Raw genomic sequence first — 19017 nt, 5'->3', positions numbered from 1 at the left:
AGGAGCGTGTGAAGACGTGCAACGCGGCGATTGGTTCGTCCGAAATGCGCTGGCGGCAGAATTGCGGGAGCAACGCGATTGCGGGGGTGTATGCGAGCTATCCGGGCACGACGAAAAGTGGCTGCGGAACGATCGATAAGATCGAGCTGACATGGAACGCCGGAATCCGGCAGTTTGCGAGCCGCGAGAATACAACGCCGGACCGTCCGGAAAGCCCCACGGAATTGCGGCGATCCAGCTGCATCGAGCAACGCTGAGACAGGCTATGAACGATCTGGACAACATGACACGGATGAGGACGGCGGCCGCGCTGGCGGCCAACACCGAAGACGGTGCCGTTTGGAGGTGGTTTTCGTCCCTGATGGAAGAGCGCCGCATTCGATGGTGTCTCGCTGGAGAGCAATGGCTCGTCAGCGTCGATCACCGGCACGTCTCCACTAATCGAGACTTTGATAGCGCGATCCGAACCGCAAAAGAAAATGTAGGGCATTACCTGTCGGGCGGACGGGAAAAGAGACAGAGAAGGAAAACAAGTCTGGGAGCTGGGACGAACGGCCGGATCGTCAATGCGGCAGTCGATTGCGAGACGTGAAGATTGCGGGGCACTCGTCACTATCGTATCTGCGCACCTGCGTGAATGCGGCGGGATGCCTGCGCACCTGACACAAAACTCAGGCAGCTGAAATGAGGCTGGGAACGGCACGCGAACTGCTAATGCCGAAGCCGGATTTGAACGCTACTGTTGGAGCGCCGCTTTGAGCGCGCGAATGCGTCAGCGTTTAGTGGCGCGATGGGCGCTCACCAAAGCGTGGCATATCCGATTTCGGCTCGGCTTCCGGCGGCTGACCTGCCTGACGCACCGCGGAAGCTACACGATCGAGGTGCTGGCTATCCATCGTGGTTCGACGCTCCTTAACGAGCGCCCGCCGTAGTTTCGACCTAAACATTGGCTTGTTCCTTGTGACGCGTCCAGGCGATTTCAAGGTACAGGGGGAGACCGCGAGCGCGCTACACTTTCCATGCAAAGCGCCGCGCTCGCGCAACGTAATCCGGATGCATGCCGACATTCGCCTGCAAAGCTATCGACGACCCTGACTCGGCTCGAACTGTGGCGGAGCGTCGGGCTGCAGGTTAGTCAGCAGTTAAGTTGCGTGCGATCGACGTCTCAGAGTTTGCTTGGAAAAATTCTTATGGATCAGTTTATTTGGCCTGTTTTCGTCACGCCAGATGTTGTTTGCAAGGGGCATTTCTCGGACCAGTTTTGTTTGCAAGGTGTTTGGCTAAGTGTTTGATTATTAGAGCGGGGGCGTTTTCGCCGAGAGTTTGGAGGTCACCTAAGCTGCTGCTGGTAATTTTTACAATGCAGCGAAAGTGCGCTTGGCGTGGGAAGGGCGTTGCGTGCAAACCCTCATGGCGTAAGGAGTCGAATCGCGGGGTCGATTTTTCAGGACAGTTTTATTTGCGAAGAATCGCGAGAACAAGTTTGTTTGCAACAGAACAGGTTTCGTTTGCCAATCACCAGCGCCGCAAGTTCCTGCTCGTGAGCTACCTTGCATCGCCCTTGACTTCCATTTAGATGATGACTACCATCTAAACAACATCGAACCACAGAGCACGGGTCATCATGAGGAAGTCGAAGGTCGAAACGGCGCAAACGCGCGAGCGCATCGTGGAAGTTGCGGCCGGCGCGTTCAGGGCGAATGGCATCCACGCAACGGGCCTCGCCGACGTCATGGCCGCCGCAGGGCTTTCGCATGGCGGCTTTTATCGCCATTTCGAGTCGAAGGATCAACTGGTCGCCGAAGCCTGCGAAGCGGGCCTGGCCGGCATCGTCGAAAATCTCGCCGCCGCAGCGGCCGGGGCTACGGGCGAGGACGCGTTCCGTGCGGTCGTGGACGCGTACATGTCCACCGGTCATCGCGATGCGCGCGCAAATGGTTGCCCACTGGCCGCCATGGGCAGCGAGCTGGCGCGCGCGGACGACGCTGCGCGTGCGGCGGCGTCACGCGGGTTCGACGCGCTCGTCGACATGCTGGCGGCGCGCATGGCAACGCCGGAAGAAGAGGCGGACCGGTCGCAGGCCGTGTTCACGCTAGCGGCCATGATCGGCGCGCTGACCATGGCGCGCATCATCCCCGATCAAGCGGCTTCTGCGTCGCTGCTGCAAGACGTCAGGCAACACATCGAAATGCTTTGAACGAAAACTGTCGCCAGAGAATGGCGATTCGATTCGCGCTCATATGTGCATATGCACTTGAAATGGAGAATTCATCATGCAACAGCGTAAGTTCCTGATTACCGGCGCCACCGGCAAAACCGGCGTGCATGTGGTGGACAATCTGCTCGAAGCCGGACATGCGGTGCGCGCGATGGTCCATCGGGAAGACGCGCGCAGCGCTGCGCTGCAGGCCGCCGGCGCCGAAGTCGTGGTGGGCGACTTGCTCGATCACGACGATCTGATTCGCGCCACCGCAGGCGTGACGGGCGCTTATCTTTGCTATCCCGTGCGGCCCGGGTTCATTCAGGGCACGGCGTATTTCGCAGACGCCGCCCGCCGCGCCGGTCTCGAAGTCGTGGTGGAAATGTCGCAGATCTCGGCGCGCGAACAGGCGAAGAGCCACGCCGCGCGCGATCACTGGATCGCGGAACGCGTACTCGACTGGTCTGGTGTGCCGACCGTTCATATTCGTCCGACCTTCTTTTCCGAATGGCTGATCTTCCCTTGGGTGCGCGACACGATCGTCAAGGAAGGGCAGATCACGCTGCCTTACGGTGCGGGACGCCATGCGCCGATTGCCGCCGTTGACCAGGCGCGCTTCATCGCCACGGTGCTCGCGCAACCGCAGGGGCATATTGGCAAGACGTATGAGCTTTGCGGCCCGGTCGAACTCGACCACCACGGTATTGCCGAAGAAATCGGCAAGGTCATCGAAAGGAAGATCGTATATCGCCCGGGCACGCTCGACGAATATCGGGCGCATTTGCGGAAGTACGACTTGCCGGAGTTTGTGATCCAGCACTTCATTGAAGTCGCCGTCGACTACCAGAACGGCGTATTCGAAGGGATCGATAAAGTCATCGAGCAAGTCACCGGAAGGGCGCCGCAGACCGTCGAGGCATTCGTTCGCGCCAACCGCGAGCTTTTCCAGTCCTGATCCAATCGATCGTTTGATTACTTTGCAGAACTGATCCAGGAGATTAAAAATGAAGATCAAGAATTCCGTTGTGTTCGTTACGGGCGCAAGCCGCGGCCTCGGTCTGGCCTTTGCACGCGAGGCGCTCGCGCGTGGGGCCGCCAAGGTCTACGCAGGGGTGCGCAACCCGGAAGGCTTTCGCGAACCCGGCATCATTCCCGTCAAGCTCGACGTGACCGATCCGGCTTCGGTCACGGCCGCGGCGAAGGTCGCGTCGGACGTGACGCTGCTCGTGAACAACGCGGGGATTGCGGAAATACTCGAGACGCCGCTTTTGGCAGAGGCGGAAGAACAGGCCCGGCGCATTTTCGAAACGAACTTTTATGGCGTCATTCGCACGACCCGCGCTTTCGAATCCATGCTTCCGAGCGATGGAAACGGTGGCGTCATCAACGTGCTCTCCGATGTTTCCTGGCGCGCTGTACCGTTCCTCGCGCCGTATTCCGCTTCGAAGGCGGCGGCGTGGAGCTATACGAACAACATCCGGTTGCATTTCAGGGCGCGCAATATCGGCGTGGTCGGCGTGCATGTCGGCTTTGTCGATACCGATCTCACCAAGGATTTCGACGTGCCGAAAGTCAGCCCCGCCGATGTCGTCCGGCAAGCCTACAACGCGCTTGAGGCGGGCGAAAGCGAAGTGCTGGCGGACGCGGGAAGCCGGGAGTTGAAGCAATCGCTTTCCGCTGCGGTGCCGGGCTACATCGACCCCGCGGTGCTGCAGGCATGAGCAGCAGGTGGCCGGTCAATCGCCGCTCGGCAAGTCCAACTGCGCGTCGAGCCCAACGATTCTCCCGTCCACCACCCGATTGCGCAGCACGAGCGTGCCGCCATGGGCGGCCGCCACGCTGCGCGCAATCGTGAGCCCCAACCCTGTGCCGCCCGGCGCATCGCTGCGACGCGAATCGACGCGGAAGTAAGGCTCGAACACGCGTTCGAGCAGCGCGGTGTCGGCAATGCCGGGCCCGTTGTCGCTGATCACCACGCGCACGCCATGCTCAACGTCGCTTACGGTGACGCTCGCTGCGCCGCCATAGCGAATCGCGTTGTCGAAAAGATTCTGCAGGCAGCGTTTGAGATTGCGCGCAAAGCCGGGAATGGGCGCATGCACGCTGCCCGTCACGCTCACAGGATGGCCCTGCTCGCATGCATCGCTCGCGAGGCCTTCTAGCATCGAAACGAGGTCGATGCGCTGGCGCGGCTCGGTGATCTCCACACCCTGCACGGCGTCTAGCGTGGCGCGCACCATGCCTTCCATGTCTTCGAGGTCGCCGCGCAAGCGCTCGCGCGACGCCGCGTCCGGCAGCATTTCCACGCGCAGCCGCAGCCGCGTGAGCGGCGAGCGCAAGTCGTGCGAGACCGCGCTCAAAAAGCGCGTGCGCGCGGCAAAGCTGTCGATCAACTGCTGCTGCATGGCGTTGAACGAGTGCGCCGCGTTGCGCACTTCGCGCGGCCCCGTTTCCTGCAAGGGCGCGCGATAGATGTTGCGCCCGAGCGCTTCGGCCGCCGCCGCGAAGCGGTGCAACGGCGCAAGCGCAAAGCGCACCGCAATCAACGCGATCAGGCACACGGCGACGAAGCGCAGCGCATAGATGCGCAGCAGGTAATCCATCACGAGCGCGCCGCGCTCGGTATGCATGCCCGCCTGGCCCTCGTTCGCGTGGATATCGAGCCACCCTTGACCCGGCACCTCGAGCTGCACGTGAAAGTCGCCGGTCGGCATGCGCGAGTCGAACAGGCTCAGCACGCCGCCTTCGCGACACGCGCCGTCGCGCACCTGGGCGTCGATCAGGTGCACGTCGATGGGCTCTTGCAGGCGCTTGCGAATCACGCCCTCGATCAGCCCGGCGGTGGCGCGCTGCGCGAGCGAAAGCGTGGCGGGCACCGGCTGCGGCGCGCCTTGTACCCACTGGAGGCGGTAACGGTCGTCGCCGAGCGTGCCGACGATCGCCTTACGCGTCGCGGCATCGGGCGCGCGCTGGATCAGGCGCACCGTATCGGCGAGACGGCTGCCGAAGAGGCGCGCGGGAATTTCGAGCGTGCGGTTGTCGTGCGTTTCGAACCAGATCGTGCTGGTGAGCAACTGCCCCGCGAACATGCCCGCCGCGAGAATCACGACGAGGCGCCCGAAGAGCGTATCGGGCCAAAGCGGCCAAAGACGCAACTTCGATGCGAAACGAGCAAACCGCCTCACGCTTCGTACCCAACGTCGGCCACGAGCATATAGCCCTCGTTGCGCACGGTGCGAATGAGCGTGGCCTCGCGCGCCGAATCCTTGAGCTGCTGGCGCAGCCGGCTCACGCAGACGTCGATGGCGCGGTCGAGCGGCGTCATGCTCTTGCTGAACACCTGGTCGAGCAGAAATTCGCGCGAGAGCGGGCGGTTCGGATGGTCGAGCAGCGTGCGCAGCGTGCGGTAGTCCGAGCCGCCCAGCGAAACGACCACGCCGTCCGGCGAGCACATCTGCTTCATGCGCGTGTCGAGGCGCCAGCCCGCGAAGGTGATGAACGCGTTCGCGTCGGCGGGGCGCGTGCCGGGCACCGCGCGCGTGCGGCGCAGGACGACCTTGATCTTGGCGAGCAGCTCGCGCGGATCGAAGGGCTTGGACAGATAGTCGTCGGCGCCCATTTCGAGGCCGAGGATGCGGTCGAGCAGGCCGCCGCGCGCGGAAAGAATAATGACGGGCGTGTCGTGGACCCGGCGCAGCTCGCGCGTGAGGTCCAGTCCGTCTTCGCCGTCGAGCATGAGGTCGAGCACGATCAGGTCGACCTGGGCGGTGCCGAGTATCTGCTTCATCTGCGCGCCGTTGGTGGCGGCGCTCGCCTGGTAGCCCATCTCGCGCAGGTAGTCGCGCAGCAGTTGCCGGATGTTGGCGTCGTCGTCGACGACCAGTATGTGATCCATCTTTTTTCTCTTGCCGCCGCGGGACTGAAGCCGCGCCAACACATTCCATTACAAAACGGCCGGTTTCAACACATCGCCATTACAAATGACCGTTAAAGTTGCGCTCGCAAATAGCAATCGTTCGCATTTACAGAATATATCATGTTGACCTTTCGATTGATCCCTGGCTTGACCCGCGTGGCGCTGCGGGGCGCCGTATCCGTTGCGGCTGCGACTTCGGCCGCCATCGCCTTGAGCTGCGGCGCCACCGCCGCCCAGGCCGCCACGCCGGCGCCCGCGCAGACGGCCCAGGCGCCGCTCGTCGTGACCGATCTCGCAGGCCGCACGGTCAAGGTGCCTGCCGAGCCGCATCGCATTCTGCTTGGCGAGAGCCGTCTGCTTTCCGCAGTCGCGCTGCTCGAGGGTCAGAAGCCGCTCGCGCGCATCGTGGGCTGGCAGGGCGACCTGCCGACCATGGACCCGCAGACTTACGAGGCCTACGCCCAGCGCTTCCCCGAAATTCGCCAGATCCCGCTGATCGGCAAGGCAACCGAGGACAGCATCAGCGACGAGAAGGCGCTCGCGCTCAAGCCCGACGTGGCGATCTTCAGCGTGGCGGGCCACGGCCCGAGCCGTTACAACGCGCTCGTGAAGCAACTGGAAGCGACCGGCACGACCGTGGTGTTCGTCGATTTTCGCGTGCACCCGATGCAGAACACGCTGCCGAGCATCAAGCTGCTTGGCGCGGTCCTGCACCGCGAGAAGGAAGCCGATGCCTATATCCAGTTCTATCAGCAGCATCTCGCGCGCGTGCAGCAAGTGGTGAATGCGATTCCCGAGTCGCAGCGCCCGAAGGTGTTCGTGGACATGCTGGCGGGCGTATGGGATGCGGGCTGCTGCCACACGGCGGGCAAGGGCAACTTCGGCGAGTTCGTGGATGCCGCGGGCGGCCGCAACATCGCAGCGGGCCTCTTGCCCGGCGTGCTCGGCGACATCAGCATGGAGCAGGTGATCGCGGCGCAGCCCGACGTGTATATCGCCACGGGCAGCCGCACGAAGCCCGGCCTCGCGTCGCTGCGCGTGGGCGCGCTCACGAGCGAGCACGATGCCGATGCGAGCCTCGCGCAACTGGTCGCGCGTCCCGGCTTCGACACCATCAAGGCGATTCACGATGGGCGCGTGCACGGCATTTCGCACAACTATTACGACTCGCCGTACAACATCGTCGCGATCGAGGCGTTCGCGAAGTGGTTCTATCCGCAGCAGTTCAGCACGCTCGATGTGCACGCGACCGAGCGTGAGCTGTATCGCCGCTTCCTCGCGATTCCCGATACGGGTACGGAGTGGGTCGATGCGCCGTTGCCTGCGGCGCAAGCGCAGCAGGCCGCGCGGTGAACAGCGTGCGCCTGGCCGCAGAAGCCACGCGGCCGCTCGACGCGATGTCCGATGCGCACGACGCCAAGGCCCAGATGCGCGCCTACGCGCGCCTCACACGCCGCCGCGTGCTGTGTCTCGCAGCGGTCGCGCTGCTGATTGTCGCCTCGCTGCTGTTCGACCTCAGCTCCGGCCCTTCGGGTCTGCCCATTGCGACCTTGCTGCGCACGATTTTCGAGCCCGCCTCGGCGGACCCCGCCAATAGCGTGATCGTGTGGCAGATCCGCCTGCCGTATGCGGTCATGGCGCTCGTGGTTGGCGCCTCGCTCGGCATTTCGGGCGCGGAGATGCAGACGATCCTCAACAATCCGCTCGCGAGCCCCTATACGCTGGGCGTTTCGGCGGCGGCCGCCTTCGGCGCGTCGCTCGCCATCGTGCTCGACGTGGCGATTCCGGGCGTCGCGCAAACGTGGATCGTTTCGGCCAACGCGTTCGTGTTCGCTTTCGCTTCGGCGCTCATGCTCGATTTCGTCGCGCGCTGGCGCGGCATGAGCACGGCGGGCGTCGTGCTGATGGGCATCGCGCTCGTGTTCTCGTTTCACGCGCTCGTCGAGCTGATGCAGTTCATCGCCTCCGCCGACGCGCTGCAAGGCCTCGTGTTCTGGACGCTCGGTTCGCTTGCGCGCGCCGACTGGCCGAAGATCGGCGTGCTCACAGCGGCGCTCGCGCTCGCCGTGCCGTTCTCGATGCGCAACGCGTGGACGCTCACCGCGCTGCGTCTGGGCGAAGAGCGCGCGGCGAGCTTCGGCATCGACGTGCGGCGCCTGCGCCTGGGCACGCTGTTGCGCGTGTCGGCGCTTTCGGCGCTCGCCGTGTCGTTCGTCGGCACCATCGGTTTCGTTGGGCTGATCGCGCCGCATATCGCGCGCACGCTGTTCGGCGAGGATCATCGTTTCTATCTGCCGGGCAGTCTGCTGCTCGGCGCACTAATGCTCTCGCTCGCCTCCATCGCTTCGAAGCTGCTCATTCCGGGCGTGCTCATTCCGGTGGGCATCGTCACGGCGCTCGTGGGCATTCCGCTCTTTCTCGGCATCGTCGTGCGCTCGCAGGGGATGTCGCAATGAGCGGGCTGTCGATCCACGCGCTTTCGGTGCGCTACGGCAAGCGCGAGGTGTTGAGCGAATTGAGCGCCGGGCCGCTCGCGCGCGGCGAGATCACGGCGCTGCTCGGGCCGAACGGCAGCGGCAAATCCACCTTGCTGCGTACGCTGGCGGGCCTGAACGCGCCGCGCAGCGGCTCGCTCTCGCTCGATGGCGCGCCGCTCAAGCTAACTGCCGCGGGCGCTCGCTCGCACAGCGTGGTTTATCTGCCGCAAGCGTTGCCGGCCGGCGTGCGCCTCGCGGTGCTGGAGTCGGTCGTGGTGGCCGCGCGTGCGGGGCGCGATCCGGCGTCGCAGTTTGGCGCGTCGCGCGGGGCGTCGTCCGTGCAAATCGCGCACGCGCATGCGGTGCTCGAGCGGCTCGGCATTGCCGCGCTCGCGGGCCGCTCGCTCGACGAGCTCTCGGGCGGGCAGCGCCAGCTGGTGGGTATCGCTCAGGCGCTGGTGCGCGATCCGCAGGTGCTGCTGCTCGACGAGCCGTGCTCCGCGCTCGACCTCAATCACCAGTTCCAGGTGATGCAGGTGCTGCGCGACGTAACCCGCGAGCGCGCGATCGTCACGGTGGTCGTGCTGCACGACATCAACGCGGCCGTGCGTGCCTGCGACCGCGCGATGCTGCTGCATCGAGGGCGCATAGCGCGCCTGGGCGCACCGGCCGAGGTCGTCACCGCCGACAGCCTCGCCGAAGTGTTCGGCGTTCGCGCGCGCATCGAGCCATGCTCGCGCGGACAGCTTCAAGTTCTGATCGACGGTCTCGCCGGTCAGCAGGGCATCGCCAGCCGCCACTAGCGCGGCCCAGCCAGCCCGTTCAATCCGCCGTTTCAGCGCGCGTCTTCACGACGCCGGACCGCATTCGCCTTGCGCGAATGCGGGGCCGGTTCGCGCGCTGCGCGGCCATCGCCACACGTAACACTCGTGATCACTCGAAGGAAAAAACAATGAAAAAGACGCTCGTCGCCGCAGCCCTCGCCGCGGCTTATGCATGCGGGGCCCACGCACAAAGCAGTGTGACGCTGTACGGCGTGATCGACGCCGGACTCTCGTACAACAGCAACGCAGGCGGCCATAGCCTCTTTGCGGCCGGCAGCGGCAACGTCACGGGCAGCCACTGGGGCATAACCGGCAGCGAGGACCTGGGCGGCGGCACGCGCGCCATTTTCCGCCTTGAGAGCGGCTTCAGCGTGACGAACGGCACGCTGCGCCAGGGCGGCCGCATGTTCGGCTACCAGGCGTACGCGGGCCTCGAAAACAATCGCTACGGCGCGCTCACGCTGGGCCGGCAATATGACTCCGTGGTCGACTATCTCGCGCCGCTCAGCTTCACGGGGCGCCATCCGGGCGGCAACAATCTCTCGGCTCACCCGTACGACAACGACAATCTCAACAATTCGTTTCGCGTGAACAACGCGGTCAAGTATGCGAGCACGAACTTTGGCGGCGCGAAGTTCGGCGCGCTCTACGGCTTCTCGAACGAAGCGGGCGGCTTCGACGACAATCGCCTCTACAGCTTTGGCGCGTCGTACGATTTCGGCGGATTCCAGTTCGGCACGGGCTACCTGCAGGCGAACAACGGCGGCAGCAGCAACACGAACGGCGCGCTCACGCTCACCGACCGCACGTTCATCGCGGCCCAGCAGCGCACCTATGGCGCGGGCGTGAACTACATCACGCGTAATGCACGCTTCGGCTTTGTGTGGACGCGCACGCAGCTGGGCGGCCTCGACACGATCAACGGCGCGAACAGCCTTGGCCTCGTGCAGAACGGGCAGGGCGCAAGCTTCAGCAACTACGAGGTGAACGCGAGCTATATGTTCACGCCGCAATTCAGCCTGAACGGCGTGTACACCTACACCCAGGGCGCGCTTTCGAGCTCAGGCGGCGAACATCACCCGCGCTGGCACGAGGTGTCGGTGCAGGCCGACTATTTCCTCTCGAAGCGCACCGACGTCTATGCGCAGGCGACCTACCAGCACATCAGCGCGGACGGCTCGGGTCTGGGAGCGGATATCAGCGGGCAGTCGGCGTCGTCGACGAATCAGCAGACGGTTGTTGCGATCGGCATGCGGCACCGGTTCTAAGCGTGGCGCAGCCCGCCGCAACCTAAAGCAGGCTGGCAACGCTGACGATGCTGCTTGCGCCGGCGTCCGCGCTAACACCGGCGCCAGCGCTGGCGAGCATCGTCCCGCGGCAACCAGGCGTGCCGCAGCGGCAGGTGTATTCGCGGATGGTGTCTTCGCAGGCGTCGTCGGACAATTCGAGCGCGTAGTCGATGAATAGCTCTTCGCCCGGCAGGATGTCGCGGCATGCGTCGATGAATACGTGGCCGTTGATTTCGACGGTTTCGCAGTTCGCCTGGCACGCGTGATTGAGCCAGCGCGCCCAGTTGCCGCCCTGGCCGCCGTCGATCACGCGTCCATCGGAAAGGCCGAAGAGAAACGTATGCGCGCCCTCTTCACGCAGACGATAACGCCGGGCCGCGCTGCGCCAGCTCATGATCTTGCCTTTGTATTCGAAGATGCGCTCGCCGGCCCGCAGGGGGCGCAATGCGTAGACGCCTTTTCCGTGCACCGGCGACTGCCGGACAGTCATTCGTTTGCTCATGGCCATCTTCGCGCGCGTTGAACGCGTGCAGTATAAGCGGCCAGTATGAAAGCGAGTGTTGAAAATGCATATGAGCGTCGATGCTGCTTATTGCGCCTTCGCACGTTGCGTGCACCGTGTTGAAGCAGACCGCACTCGACTCGCCGCTGCTGCCCCGTGCCTGGCACCCAGTTGACCTCGCGGGCAGGATCAGGGCAACATACCGGGGTTTATTTCTCGGGTTTCCCGATCCAATTCTTGAGTGGGCATATGGCAAGCACGAATGAGCCAGGCGCAGAAGCCTCGTTGACCTATCGGCTGAAGGCCTTGACCAAGATCGCCGATCGTATGAGCAGCGAGATGTCGCGCGACAAACTGGGTGTGCCGTATCCGGAGGCGAGCATCATCGCCGCGATCGGCACGTTCGGACCGCAAACCGTGATGGACATCTCGCGGCGCGCCAACCTCGACAAGAGCCAGGCGAGCCGCACGGTCGAGGCCATGCTCGCCAAGGAGATCCTCGCGCGCGCAGGCAACGACAAGGACGGGCGCAGCGTCATCATTTCGCTCACCGCCGAAGGGCGCAAGATCTTCAAGAAGATCGGCCCGACGCTGGAAAAGCGCGACAGCGACCTTTACCACGGGCTGAACGAGGCCGAGCGCGTTGCGCTGCGCTTTTTGCTCGACAAGATCCTCGCGTCACATGGCTGGGACGCCACGCCCTGAGCGTCTGCGCATCCGTGCATGGCTTTCCGGCACGCGATCAGTCATTGAATTGTCATCAAACTGCCGCCGCGAGACGTAGCGCTGTTTTGTGGCGGCCTTGGCGTTAACGCTCAGTGGCGCCTGAACATAAAAGAATGGCATTGGAAGCAAAAAGCGCTTCTCTGGATTGCCGTATCGTTCCCTCACATTGAAAACCTGCTGGACGTGCCGTGCAAACGGTCGGCTCCAGCATGCGGATCTAATTTTTCCTTGGAGCGGGACGAAATGAAAAACATCATCGCGGAAAGCCACGAAACGAGCACCCACGATCGCGCGACGAGCGCTGTGGCACACACTGGCACGAACCGCGCAAACCACAGCGCCGCAGCGCGCTCGCCGTCGAACTGGGCGTGGGCGACTCCGACCAGCCAGTACGACTGGATGGACGGCCACGCGCCGTTCGCGGTACTCGACTAGCTCAAACGTGTCAATGATCTGGAGTCCGATGCGCTCCATTAAGCTATCGTTTGCGACAGGATGTCGCGAGCCGTTGCCTTATTTCGGCACTATAGTTGACTTGTCATGTAAATGAAAGTCGGCGGCGGGCTGCGCCGGAATGGAGGCAACAATGTTCAAAAACATCGGCGAAACGTATCTGGATCTGGTGGGCGATCGCACGCGCGTGCAAACCTCGCGCGTCACGCAGACGCTATTCGTGAAGGACAGGCTAGGCGGCCAGCTTCTGCTCGTTTCCCAGCACGGCAAGCCGCAGGCCGCGTTTCCGGCGACGGATCGCAATATCGAGGTCGTATTGTGTGCGGGCTTGCGCATACATGAGTACGTCATGCTCGACGGCCAGATCGACTATCAGGAAATCGCCGAAAGTCGAGACCATTTCGAAGACGCGGACGAAGGCATGGCCTTCGGCGCCGCGCACGCGTAATCACCCGCAGTCACCCGCAGTCACCCGCAGTCACCCGCAGTCACCCGCAGTCACCCGCAGTCACCCGTCGTTGCCCAAAGTCACTGCGGCTTTGGCGCCTGAATCATCTTCCAGCCGTTGCCGGCAGGGTCGCGAAAACCCGCATCCACGCTGCCATAGCGGTCGACAGGCTCCTGAGTGAATTCCACGCCCAGCGCCTTCAGGCGCTCGTAGCTGGCACGGCAGTCCGCCACGGCGAGCACGAGAGGCGGCATGGCGCCCTTGGCGACCATGGCCCGCAGCGTTTGCGCGGTGGCCTCGTCGTGAACGGGCGGCCCGGGCAGAAAGAGTCCGAGCTGGAATGAAGGCTGCTCCGGGTGCTGCACCGTGAGCCAGCGGTACGTGCCATTGCGCACGTCGGTATGCACACGGAATCCCAGCTTGTCGACGTAGAACTTGAGCGCTTCGTCCTGGTCGTCGACGTACAGGCCTACCACATTGATACCTTGGTTCATGTCACCTCCTTGATGGATGGCCGCACTTTAGCCTTGCCCGCGCGCCGGCGCTTCTCCAAAACTGCTGTGGTGAGGTCGGGGCGCTGCGCGGCTTTGAGCACGCAGGCGGGCACGCGGTCGATCTCGGGCAGGTTGGCCCGCACCTGAACGCGCATGGCGCTGGGGCTCAAGCCGGTAACGTCGCGAAATGTGCGGCCAAAGGTGCCAAGACTCTCCCAGCCGGTGGCGAAGGCGATATCTGTGATGTCGAGATCGGAGTCGCGCAACAGGGTGGTGGCCTGCTCGATGCGCCGTGTGAGCAGATAGCGATGCGGCGGGAGGCCGAAGGCACGCTTGAAGGAGCGCGCGAAATGCGCTTCGGAAACGCCGCTGACCTCGGCGAGGCGCTTGACCGGCCAGGCCTCGTGGGAGGCGGCGTCCATGCGGTCTTTCGCGCGCAACAGACGGCGCAGCAGGGCCGGGTCCTGGAGGGGTTCGGTGTCGGGTGGGGCAGGCTGCGCGTGGTTGACGGCGGGTGCGCTAGTCGGCATGCATTCGTCTGAAATGGGCGGCATGCCGGTAGTTTAGGGCCCAACAGCGATTGAGAGCGGCTGACTGGCTTGCGATCGGGTGGGCCTGCCAGGCGTTGCTCACTGCGACTCGACGAACTGGATGATCTCGCCGTTGTCGCGCCTGAGGTACAAGTCAGCGCACACAAGGTGTGTAACCGAGGCCGCACGTCGATGCCAGCGCATCGTTCGGCATGACGCCTCGATGCGCTGGCGGGCCGCGAGTGACTGGCCGCCCGGACCTTACTTCAACCGTCCCGCCAGGAACTGCTGCAGCCGCTCGCTGCGCGGCGCATTGAGCACTTCCTTGGGGTCGCCTTGCTCTTCGATCTTGCCCTTGTGCAGAAATACGACGTGATTCGAAACGTTGCGCGCGAAGCCCATTTCGTGCGTGACGACGATCATCGTGCGGCCTTCTTCGGCGAGCTTTTGCATGACCTTGAGCACTTCGCCCACGAGTTCGGGGTCGAGCGCGGAGGTGGGTTCGTCGAACAGCATCACTTCGGGCTCCATCGCCAGCGCGCGGGCAATCGCCACGCGCTGCTGCTGGCCGCCTGAGAGGTGCGACGGGTACTTGTGCTCGACACCGGCAGCGAGCCCCACCTTGTCGAGATACTTGCGCGCGCGGGCCTCGGCTTCGCTGCGGCTCAGTCCAAGCACGCTGACCGGCGCCTCGATGATGTTCTCGAGCACGGTCATGTGCGCCCAGAGATTGAAATGCTGAAAGACCATCGAAAGGCGCGTGCGCATTTTCTGGAGCTGCTTCGGATCGCTCACGCGCAGCGCGCCGCTGCGGTCGGCGCTGGTGCGGATTTCCTCGCCATTGAGCGTGATGCGTCCCGAGCAGGGTGATTCGAGAAAGTTAATGCAACGCAGAAACGTGCTCTTTCCCGAACCGCTCGATCCGATCAGGCTGATCACGTCGCCAGCCTTTGCCTTGAGCGATACGCCCTTCAAAACCTCGTTCTCGCCGAACTTCTTGTGCAGGTCGTCGACAATCAGCTTGTACATATTCGGTTCACTCCATCAGGACTGCAGGAAATTCTTTAATGGCCTTGCGGCTTCAGGTAAGCCAGCACACGGGTTTCGAGGCGGCGGAAACCCCAGATCAGGGCGAAGACGATGGACGCATAGAGCGCCGCTGCAATGCCGTACGCCTGAAACGTCATATAGGTGGCGGAATTCGCGTCGCGCGCCACCTTCAGGATGTCGGGCACGGTCGCGGTGAACGCGAGCGTCGTGGCGTGCAGCATGAGGATCACTTCGTTGCTGTACGAGGGCAGGGCGCGCCGCAACGCCGAAGGCAGGATGATGCGCGTGTAGACCTTCGTCTTCGACATGCCATAGGCCTGGGCCGCTTCGATCTCGCCATACGAAGTTTCGCGAATCGCGCCCGCGAAGATTTCGGTGGCGTAGGCGCACTCGTTCAATGCAAACGCCAGCAGCGTGCAATTCATGGCACTGCGAAAGAAGTCGCCAAGCACCGGATTGGCATGCACGAAATGCAGGCTGTAGAGGCCCGTGTAGCACAGCAGCAACTGCACATAGAGCGGCGTGCCGCGGAACACGTAGGTGTAGACCCACACGGGCCGCGAAAGCCACGGGTTGCGCGAAGCGCGTGCAATGGCGAGCGGCACGGCAAGCAGAAAGCCCACGACGATCGAGACGACCAGCAGCCAGAGCGTAATGGCGAGGCCGCTGGTGTTGAAGCCGTCGCTGTACAGATAGTTGGGCCAGTATTGACGAAGCAGTTCGATCACAGCGCTGCCCTCCGCACACCGGTCGAATAGCGCTTTTCGAGGCGGTGCAATGCCAGATTGGAAACCGTGGTAATGGCGAGATAGATCGCGCCGGTCACGAGCGTGAAAAAGAAGAACGCCTGGGTGGCCTTGCCCGCGTCCTGCGCGGCTTTCACCACGTCGGCCAGGCCGATGATCGAAACGAGCGCCGTGGCCTTCACGAGCACCTGCCAGTTGTTGCCGATGCCGGGCAGCGCGAAGCGCATCATCTGCGGGAACAGAATGCGCGTGAACACGCGCGTGGAGCTCATGCCGTATGCGAAGCCCGCTTCGATCTGTCCGCGCGGAACGGCGAGAAACGCGCCGCGGAAGGTCTCGGTGAAATACGCGCCGTAAATGAAGCCGAGCGTGATGACGCCGGCCACGAACGGGTCGATGTCGATCTGGTCCATGCCCATCATGTCGGTCACGTCGTTGAGCCAGATCTGGATGCTGTAGAACAGCAGCAGCATGAGCACGAGGTCGGGCACCGCGCGAATGAGCGTGGTGTATGCGGTGCCAATACGCGAGAGCATGCGGTTGGGCGAGAGCTTCGCGGCAGCGCCCGCAAGCCCGAGCACGAACGCGGCGCCGAGCGAGAGCACCGCGAGCTTGATGGTTTCCCACGTGCCCGCGAGGAGCAGCGGGCCGAAGCCTTGAAAGACCATGGAAGGATGTCCTCGTTCAGGGGAGCCACGCTCCCCTTTGTGGTTGCAGGAGAAGCCAGCGGCGCTTAGCCGCCGTACACGTCGAAGTCGAAATACTTCGACTCGATCTTCTTGTACGTGCCGTCCTTGATCATGTCGGCGATCGACTTGTCGATCTTTGCCTTGAGGTCCGCGTCTTCCTTGCGCAGGCCGATAGCAGCGGCGCCGGTGGGGATTTCCGCGCCTGCGAACGCGAAGCCGGCGCCGCGCGGGGTTTTCAGAAAGCCGAGATTGGCCTGCACTTCGTCTTGCAGCGCGGCGTCGAGGCGCCCGGATTGCAGGTCCAGATACACCTGATCCTGGTTCTGGTAAGGAATCACGTTGACGCCCTTGGGCGCCCAGTTCTGCTTTGCGTAGGTCTCCTGAATCGAGCCCTGCTCGACGCCTACCGTCTTGCCTTGCAGCGAAGCGACGCTCGGCTGCAGCGGCGAACCCGTTTTCGCAACGAGGCGCGTGGGCGTGTTGAAGAGCTTGGCCGAGAAGGCGATCTGCTGCTCGCGCTGTGGGGTGATCGTGAGCGCGGAGAGCGCACCGTCGAACTTCTTGGCCTTCAGGCCCGGAATCATGCCGTCGAAGTCCTGCTCGACCCATACGCACTTGGCATTCAGGCGCCGGCAGATCTCGTTGCCGAGGTCGATGTCGAAGCCGACCAGCTTGCCATCCGTCGCTTTCGATTCGAACGGCGCGTAGCTTGCGTCGGTGCCGAAGCGGATGGTGGACCAGTCCTTCGCATACGCGCCACCGGCGGCAAGGGCGAGGGCGACACACAAGGCAAGTTTCTTCATGAAGTCTCCGATAGGAATAGTTGGCGTGTGCCCGGTCATGTACTAGAGGTTCGGCCCGGCAAGTTGTCTATACAATTATCGATGTGTCGAAAAGACCGGCAATCGGTGTTATCACCTGGGGATTTCACTGTGTCGAAATCGAAAGATGGCGTAATTCAGGCGTCAGGAAGCGAAACTTCGGGTATACGTGGAGCAGATTGAACTTGTATAGACAAGCTCGCTTCGGTAATCTGATTCCACCTTGTCCAGACAACTTTGACACTGCAATGAACATCAAACTTACTCCCGGCCATCTGACCCTTTCCCAACTGCGCCAGATCGCGCGCGCTGATGAAAACGGCGGCGTGAAGCTCGAACTCGATCCGGCCAGCTTCGCGGCCATCGACGCCGGCGCACGCGCCGTTGCCGAGATCACGGCGAAGGGCGAACCCGCCTACGGCATCAATACGGGCTTCGGGCGTCTGGCGAGCACGCATATTCCGCGTGACCAGCTCGAACTGCTGCAGCGCAACCTGGTGCTTTCGCACGCCGTGGGCGTGGGCGAGCCGATGTCGCGTCCGGTCGTGCGCCTTTTGATGGCGCTGAAGCTGTCGAGCCTGGGCCGCGGCCATTCGGGTATCCGCCGTGAAGTGATGGACGCGCTCATCACACTGTTCAACGCCGACGTGCTGCCCGTAATTCCGGTGAAGGGTTCCGTGGGCGCCTCGGGCGACCTCGCACCGCTCGCGCATATGTCGTGTGTGCTGCTCGGCGTGGGCGATGTGTTCGCGAAGGGCGAGCGTATGAGCGCGCTCGAGGGCTTGCGTCTCGTCGGCCTCAAGCCGCTCGCCCTGCAGGCGAAGGAAGGTCTCGCGCTGCTCAACGGCACGCAGGCATCCGCCGCGCTCGCCATCTACAACATGTTTGCGATCGAAGACCTGTACCGTACGGCGCTCGTGTCGGGCGCGCTCTGCGTGGATGCAGCGGCTGGCTCGGTCAAGCCGTTCGACGCGCGCATTCACGAACTGCGCGGCCATCGCGGCCAGATCGATGCGGCCGCGGCCTATCGCACGCTGCTCGAAGGCTCGGCGATCAATCTCTCGCACCGCGACTGCGGCAAGGTCCAGGACCCGTACTCGCTGCGCTGCCAGCCGCAGGTGATGGGCGCGTGTCTCGACCAGATGCGCCACGCGGCGCAGGTGCTGCTCATCGAGGCGAACGCGGTGTCGGACAATCCGCTGATCTTCCCGGAAACGAACGAAGTGCTGTCGGGCGGCAACTTCCACGCCGAGCCGGTGGCCTTCGCCGCCGACAATCTCGCGCTGGCCGCAGCCGAAATCGGCGCGCTCGCCGAGCGTCGCATCGCACTGCTGATCGACGCCACGCTGTCGGGTCTGCCGCCTTTCCTCGTGAAGGACGGCGGCGTGAACTCGGGCTTCATGATCGCGCACGTCACGGCAGCAGCGCTCGCTTCGGAAAACAAGACGCTCGCGCATCCGGCCTCGGTCGATTCGCTGCCGACCTCTGCGAACCAGGAAGACCACGTTTCGATGGCGACGTTCGCCGCGCGCAAGCTCGCCGATATCGCCGACAACACGGCCAACATTCTCGCGATCGAGTTGCTCGCAGCAGCCCAGGGCGTGGACCTGCGCGCGCCGCACCACACGAGCCCGGCGCTCGCGCACGTGATGCAGTCGGTGCGCGCCGAAGTGCCGCATTACGACCTCGACCGCTACTTCGCGCCGGACATCGCCGCAATGACGAAGCTCGTGCAGAACGGCGCAATCGCCACGCACAGCCCGCTCGCATTCGAGTCCGAGCAATAAGCCGCGGTCAGCATTCGAGCCTGAATAAAACAGCATTCCTGAATAACATCCGAGACGACGACGTT

General features: G+C 63.5%; 22 protein-coding genes. 13 read left to right on the top strand and 9 right to left on the bottom strand.

Annotation, left to right across the window (positions count from 1 at the left end; translation table 11 throughout):
* The first annotated feature begins 8 nt into the window (after positions 1 to 8).
* The 5 genes from U5A58_RS36780 to U5A58_RS36760 all read left to right on the top strand — a co-directional run bounded on the left by U5A58_RS36780 (position 9) and on the right by U5A58_RS36760 (position 3921).
* Complete coding sequence (locus tag U5A58_RS36780; RefSeq protein ID WP_321965019.1) at positions 9 to 257, top strand: hypothetical protein; 249 nt, start codon at positions 9 to 11, stop codon at positions 255 to 257.
* A gap of 8 nt (positions 258 to 265) precedes the next feature.
* Positions 266 to 592: a hypothetical protein gene (locus U5A58_RS36775; RefSeq protein ID WP_321965018.1), complete on the top strand. Its 327-nt coding sequence runs from the start codon at positions 266 to 268 to the stop codon at positions 590 to 592.
* A 1032-nt stretch (positions 593 to 1624) separates the two neighbouring features.
* Complete coding sequence (locus U5A58_RS36770) at positions 1625 to 2197, top strand: TetR/AcrR family transcriptional regulator (RefSeq protein WP_321917115.1); 573 nt, start codon at positions 1625 to 1627, stop codon at positions 2195 to 2197.
* A gap of 76 nt (positions 2198 to 2273) precedes the next feature.
* A complete protein-coding gene (locus U5A58_RS36765) occupies positions 2274 to 3155 on the top strand; it encodes an NAD(P)H-binding protein (RefSeq protein ID WP_321965017.1) in 882 nt (293 codons plus the stop codon).
* A gap of 49 nt (positions 3156 to 3204) precedes the next feature.
* Complete coding sequence (locus tag U5A58_RS36760) at positions 3205 to 3921, top strand: SDR family oxidoreductase (RefSeq protein WP_321965016.1); 717 nt, start codon at positions 3205 to 3207, stop codon at positions 3919 to 3921.
* Between the two features lie 15 nt (positions 3922 to 3936).
* Here the strand turns inward: U5A58_RS36760 and U5A58_RS36755 are convergent, their stop codons facing one another.
* On the bottom strand, positions 3937 to 5385 hold the full coding sequence (locus tag U5A58_RS36755) for an ATP-binding protein (RefSeq protein ID WP_321965015.1): 1449 nt from the start codon (positions 5383 to 5385) through the stop codon (positions 3937 to 3939).
* Positions 5382 to 6095, bottom strand: a complete 714-nt coding sequence (locus U5A58_RS36750) for a response regulator (RefSeq protein ID WP_321965014.1) — start codon at positions 6093 to 6095, stop codon at positions 5382 to 5384. Before U5A58_RS36750 ends, U5A58_RS36755 begins: the two co-directional genes overlap by 4 nt.
* 141 nt (positions 6096 to 6236) lie before the next feature.
* Here U5A58_RS36750 and U5A58_RS36745 point away from each other — a divergent pair, with 141 nt between their 5' ends.
* The 4 genes from U5A58_RS36745 (at position 6237) to U5A58_RS36730 (ending at position 10685) form a co-directional block, all read left to right on the top strand.
* Positions 6237 to 7469 (top strand): ABC transporter substrate-binding protein, encoded by a 1233-nt coding sequence (locus U5A58_RS36745; protein WP_321965013.1) that lies wholly within the window; start codon positions 6237 to 6239, stop codon positions 7467 to 7469.
* A gap of 44 nt (positions 7470 to 7513) precedes the next feature.
* Complete coding sequence (locus U5A58_RS36740) at positions 7514 to 8572, top strand: iron ABC transporter permease (RefSeq protein ID WP_321965053.1); 1059 nt, start codon at positions 7514 to 7516, stop codon at positions 8570 to 8572.
* Positions 8569 to 9396, top strand: a complete 828-nt coding sequence (locus tag U5A58_RS36735; protein WP_321965012.1) for an ABC transporter ATP-binding protein — start codon at positions 8569 to 8571, stop codon at positions 9394 to 9396. Before U5A58_RS36740 ends, U5A58_RS36735 begins: the two co-directional genes overlap by 4 nt.
* 149 nt (positions 9397 to 9545) lie before the next feature.
* On the top strand, positions 9546 to 10685 hold the full coding sequence (locus U5A58_RS36730) for a porin (protein WP_321965011.1): 1140 nt from the start codon (positions 9546 to 9548) through the stop codon (positions 10683 to 10685).
* Positions 10686 to 10707: 22 nt separating this feature from the next.
* Here U5A58_RS36730 and U5A58_RS36725 read toward each other — a convergent pair whose 3' ends face one another.
* The gene (locus U5A58_RS36725; protein ID WP_321965010.1) at positions 10708 to 11208 is read right to left on the bottom strand and encodes an SET domain-containing protein; all 501 of its coding nucleotides are present in this window, start codon (positions 11206 to 11208) and stop codon (positions 10708 to 10710) included.
* Between the two features lie 249 nt (positions 11209 to 11457).
* Between U5A58_RS36725 and U5A58_RS36720 the strand changes: the two genes are divergently transcribed.
* From U5A58_RS36720 to U5A58_RS36710, 3 genes are all read left to right on the top strand, one after another.
* A complete protein-coding gene (locus U5A58_RS36720; protein WP_321917102.1) occupies positions 11458 to 11913 on the top strand; it encodes a MarR family winged helix-turn-helix transcriptional regulator in 456 nt (151 codons plus the stop codon).
* A gap of 264 nt (positions 11914 to 12177) precedes the next feature.
* The gene (locus U5A58_RS36715; protein WP_321965009.1) at positions 12178 to 12369 is read left to right on the top strand and encodes a hypothetical protein; all 192 of its coding nucleotides are present in this window, start codon (positions 12178 to 12180) and stop codon (positions 12367 to 12369) included.
* A gap of 151 nt (positions 12370 to 12520) precedes the next feature.
* Positions 12521 to 12835, top strand: a complete 315-nt coding sequence (locus U5A58_RS36710) for a hypothetical protein (RefSeq protein WP_321938111.1) — start codon at positions 12521 to 12523, stop codon at positions 12833 to 12835.
* An 80-nt stretch (positions 12836 to 12915) separates the two neighbouring features.
* On the opposite strand, the gene U5A58_RS36705 is transcribed toward U5A58_RS36710, so the two are convergent.
* The 6 genes from U5A58_RS36705 to U5A58_RS36680 form a co-directional block, all read right to left on the bottom strand.
* Positions 12916 to 13329 carry a VOC family protein gene (locus tag U5A58_RS36705; RefSeq protein WP_321917097.1) on the bottom strand — a complete coding sequence of 138 codons (414 nt, stop codon included), beginning with the start codon at positions 13327 to 13329 and terminating at the stop codon, positions 12916 to 12918.
* Entirely contained in the window at positions 13326 to 13859 is a 534-nt protein-coding gene (locus U5A58_RS36700) for an AraC family transcriptional regulator (protein ID WP_321938108.1), read from the bottom strand. Before U5A58_RS36700 ends, U5A58_RS36705 begins: the two co-directional genes overlap by 4 nt.
* Before the next feature lie 261 nt (positions 13860 to 14120).
* The gene (locus U5A58_RS36695; protein ID WP_321945223.1) at positions 14121 to 14888 is read right to left on the bottom strand and encodes an ABC transporter ATP-binding protein; all 768 of its coding nucleotides are present in this window, start codon (positions 14886 to 14888) and stop codon (positions 14121 to 14123) included.
* A 35-nt stretch (positions 14889 to 14923) separates the two neighbouring features.
* Positions 14924 to 15637 (bottom strand): ABC transporter permease, encoded by a 714-nt coding sequence (locus tag U5A58_RS36690; RefSeq protein ID WP_321938104.1) that lies wholly within the window; start codon positions 15635 to 15637, stop codon positions 14924 to 14926.
* The gene (locus tag U5A58_RS36685; RefSeq protein ID WP_321917089.1) at positions 15634 to 16323 is read right to left on the bottom strand and encodes an ABC transporter permease; all 690 of its coding nucleotides are present in this window, start codon (positions 16321 to 16323) and stop codon (positions 15634 to 15636) included. Before U5A58_RS36685 ends, U5A58_RS36690 begins: the two co-directional genes overlap by 4 nt.
* 65 nt (positions 16324 to 16388) lie before the next feature.
* Positions 16389 to 17147: an ABC transporter substrate-binding protein gene (locus tag U5A58_RS36680; RefSeq protein ID WP_321965008.1), complete on the bottom strand. Its 759-nt coding sequence runs from the start codon at positions 17145 to 17147 to the stop codon at positions 16389 to 16391.
* 266 nt (positions 17148 to 17413) lie between these two features.
* Between U5A58_RS36680 and hutH the strand changes: the two genes are divergently transcribed.
* Entirely contained in the window at positions 17414 to 18952 is a 1539-nt protein-coding gene (gene hutH / locus U5A58_RS36675; protein WP_321965007.1) for a histidine ammonia-lyase, read from the top strand.
* Positions 18953 to 19017 lie beyond the last annotated feature (65 nt).

Source organism: Paraburkholderia sp. J7 (assembly GCF_905220155.1).
GTDB lineage: Bacteria > Pseudomonadota > Gammaproteobacteria > Burkholderiales > Burkholderiaceae > Paraburkholderia.
The sequence above is the reverse complement of the archived record's forward strand: the minus strand, read 5'-3'. Positions and strand labels throughout refer to the sequence as shown.

Coding starts and splice junctions, on each gene's coding strand:
- U5A58_RS36775 (WP_321965018.1), top strand. CDS start 266: ATGAACGATCTGGACAACATGACACGGATGAGGACGGCGGCCGCGCTG.
- U5A58_RS36770 (WP_321917115.1), top strand. CDS start 1,625: ATGAGGAAGTCGAAGGTCGAAACGGCGCAAACGCGCGAGCGCATCGTG.
- U5A58_RS36765 (WP_321965017.1), top strand. CDS start 2,274: ATGCAACAGCGTAAGTTCCTGATTACCGGCGCCACCGGCAAAACCGGC.
- U5A58_RS36760 (WP_321965016.1), top strand. CDS start 3,205: ATGAAGATCAAGAATTCCGTTGTGTTCGTTACGGGCGCAAGCCGCGGC.
- U5A58_RS36750 (WP_321965014.1), bottom strand. CDS start 6,095: ATGGATCACATACTGGTCGTCGACGACGACGCCAACATCCGGCAACTG.
- U5A58_RS36745 (WP_321965013.1), top strand. CDS start 6,237: ATGTTGACCTTTCGATTGATCCCTGGCTTGACCCGCGTGGCGCTGCGG.
- U5A58_RS36740 (WP_321965053.1), top strand. CDS start 7,514: ATGTCCGATGCGCACGACGCCAAGGCCCAGATGCGCGCCTACGCGCGC.
- U5A58_RS36735 (WP_321965012.1), top strand. CDS start 8,569: ATGAGCGGGCTGTCGATCCACGCGCTTTCGGTGCGCTACGGCAAGCGC.
- U5A58_RS36730 (WP_321965011.1), top strand. CDS start 9,546: ATGAAAAAGACGCTCGTCGCCGCAGCCCTCGCCGCGGCTTATGCATGC.
- U5A58_RS36725 (WP_321965010.1), bottom strand. CDS start 11,208: ATGAGCAAACGAATGACTGTCCGGCAGTCGCCGGTGCACGGAAAAGGC.
- U5A58_RS36720 (WP_321917102.1), top strand. CDS start 11,458: ATGGCAAGCACGAATGAGCCAGGCGCAGAAGCCTCGTTGACCTATCGG.
- U5A58_RS36715 (WP_321965009.1), top strand. CDS start 12,178: ATGAAAAACATCATCGCGGAAAGCCACGAAACGAGCACCCACGATCGC.
- U5A58_RS36710 (WP_321938111.1), top strand. CDS start 12,521: ATGTTCAAAAACATCGGCGAAACGTATCTGGATCTGGTGGGCGATCGC.
- U5A58_RS36705 (WP_321917097.1), bottom strand. CDS start 13,329: ATGAACCAAGGTATCAATGTGGTAGGCCTGTACGTCGACGACCAGGAC.
- U5A58_RS36700 (WP_321938108.1), bottom strand. CDS start 13,859: ATGCCGACTAGCGCACCCGCCGTCAACCACGCGCAGCCTGCCCCACCC.
- U5A58_RS36695 (WP_321945223.1), bottom strand. CDS start 14,888: ATGTACAAGCTGATTGTCGACGACCTGCACAAGAAGTTCGGCGAGAAC.
- U5A58_RS36685 (WP_321917089.1), bottom strand. CDS start 16,323: ATGGTCTTTCAAGGCTTCGGCCCGCTGCTCCTCGCGGGCACGTGGGAA.
- U5A58_RS36680 (WP_321965008.1), bottom strand. CDS start 17,147: ATGAAGAAACTTGCCTTGTGTGTCGCCCTCGCCCTTGCCGCCGGTGGC.
- hutH (WP_321965007.1), top strand. CDS start 17,414: ATGAACATCAAACTTACTCCCGGCCATCTGACCCTTTCCCAACTGCGC.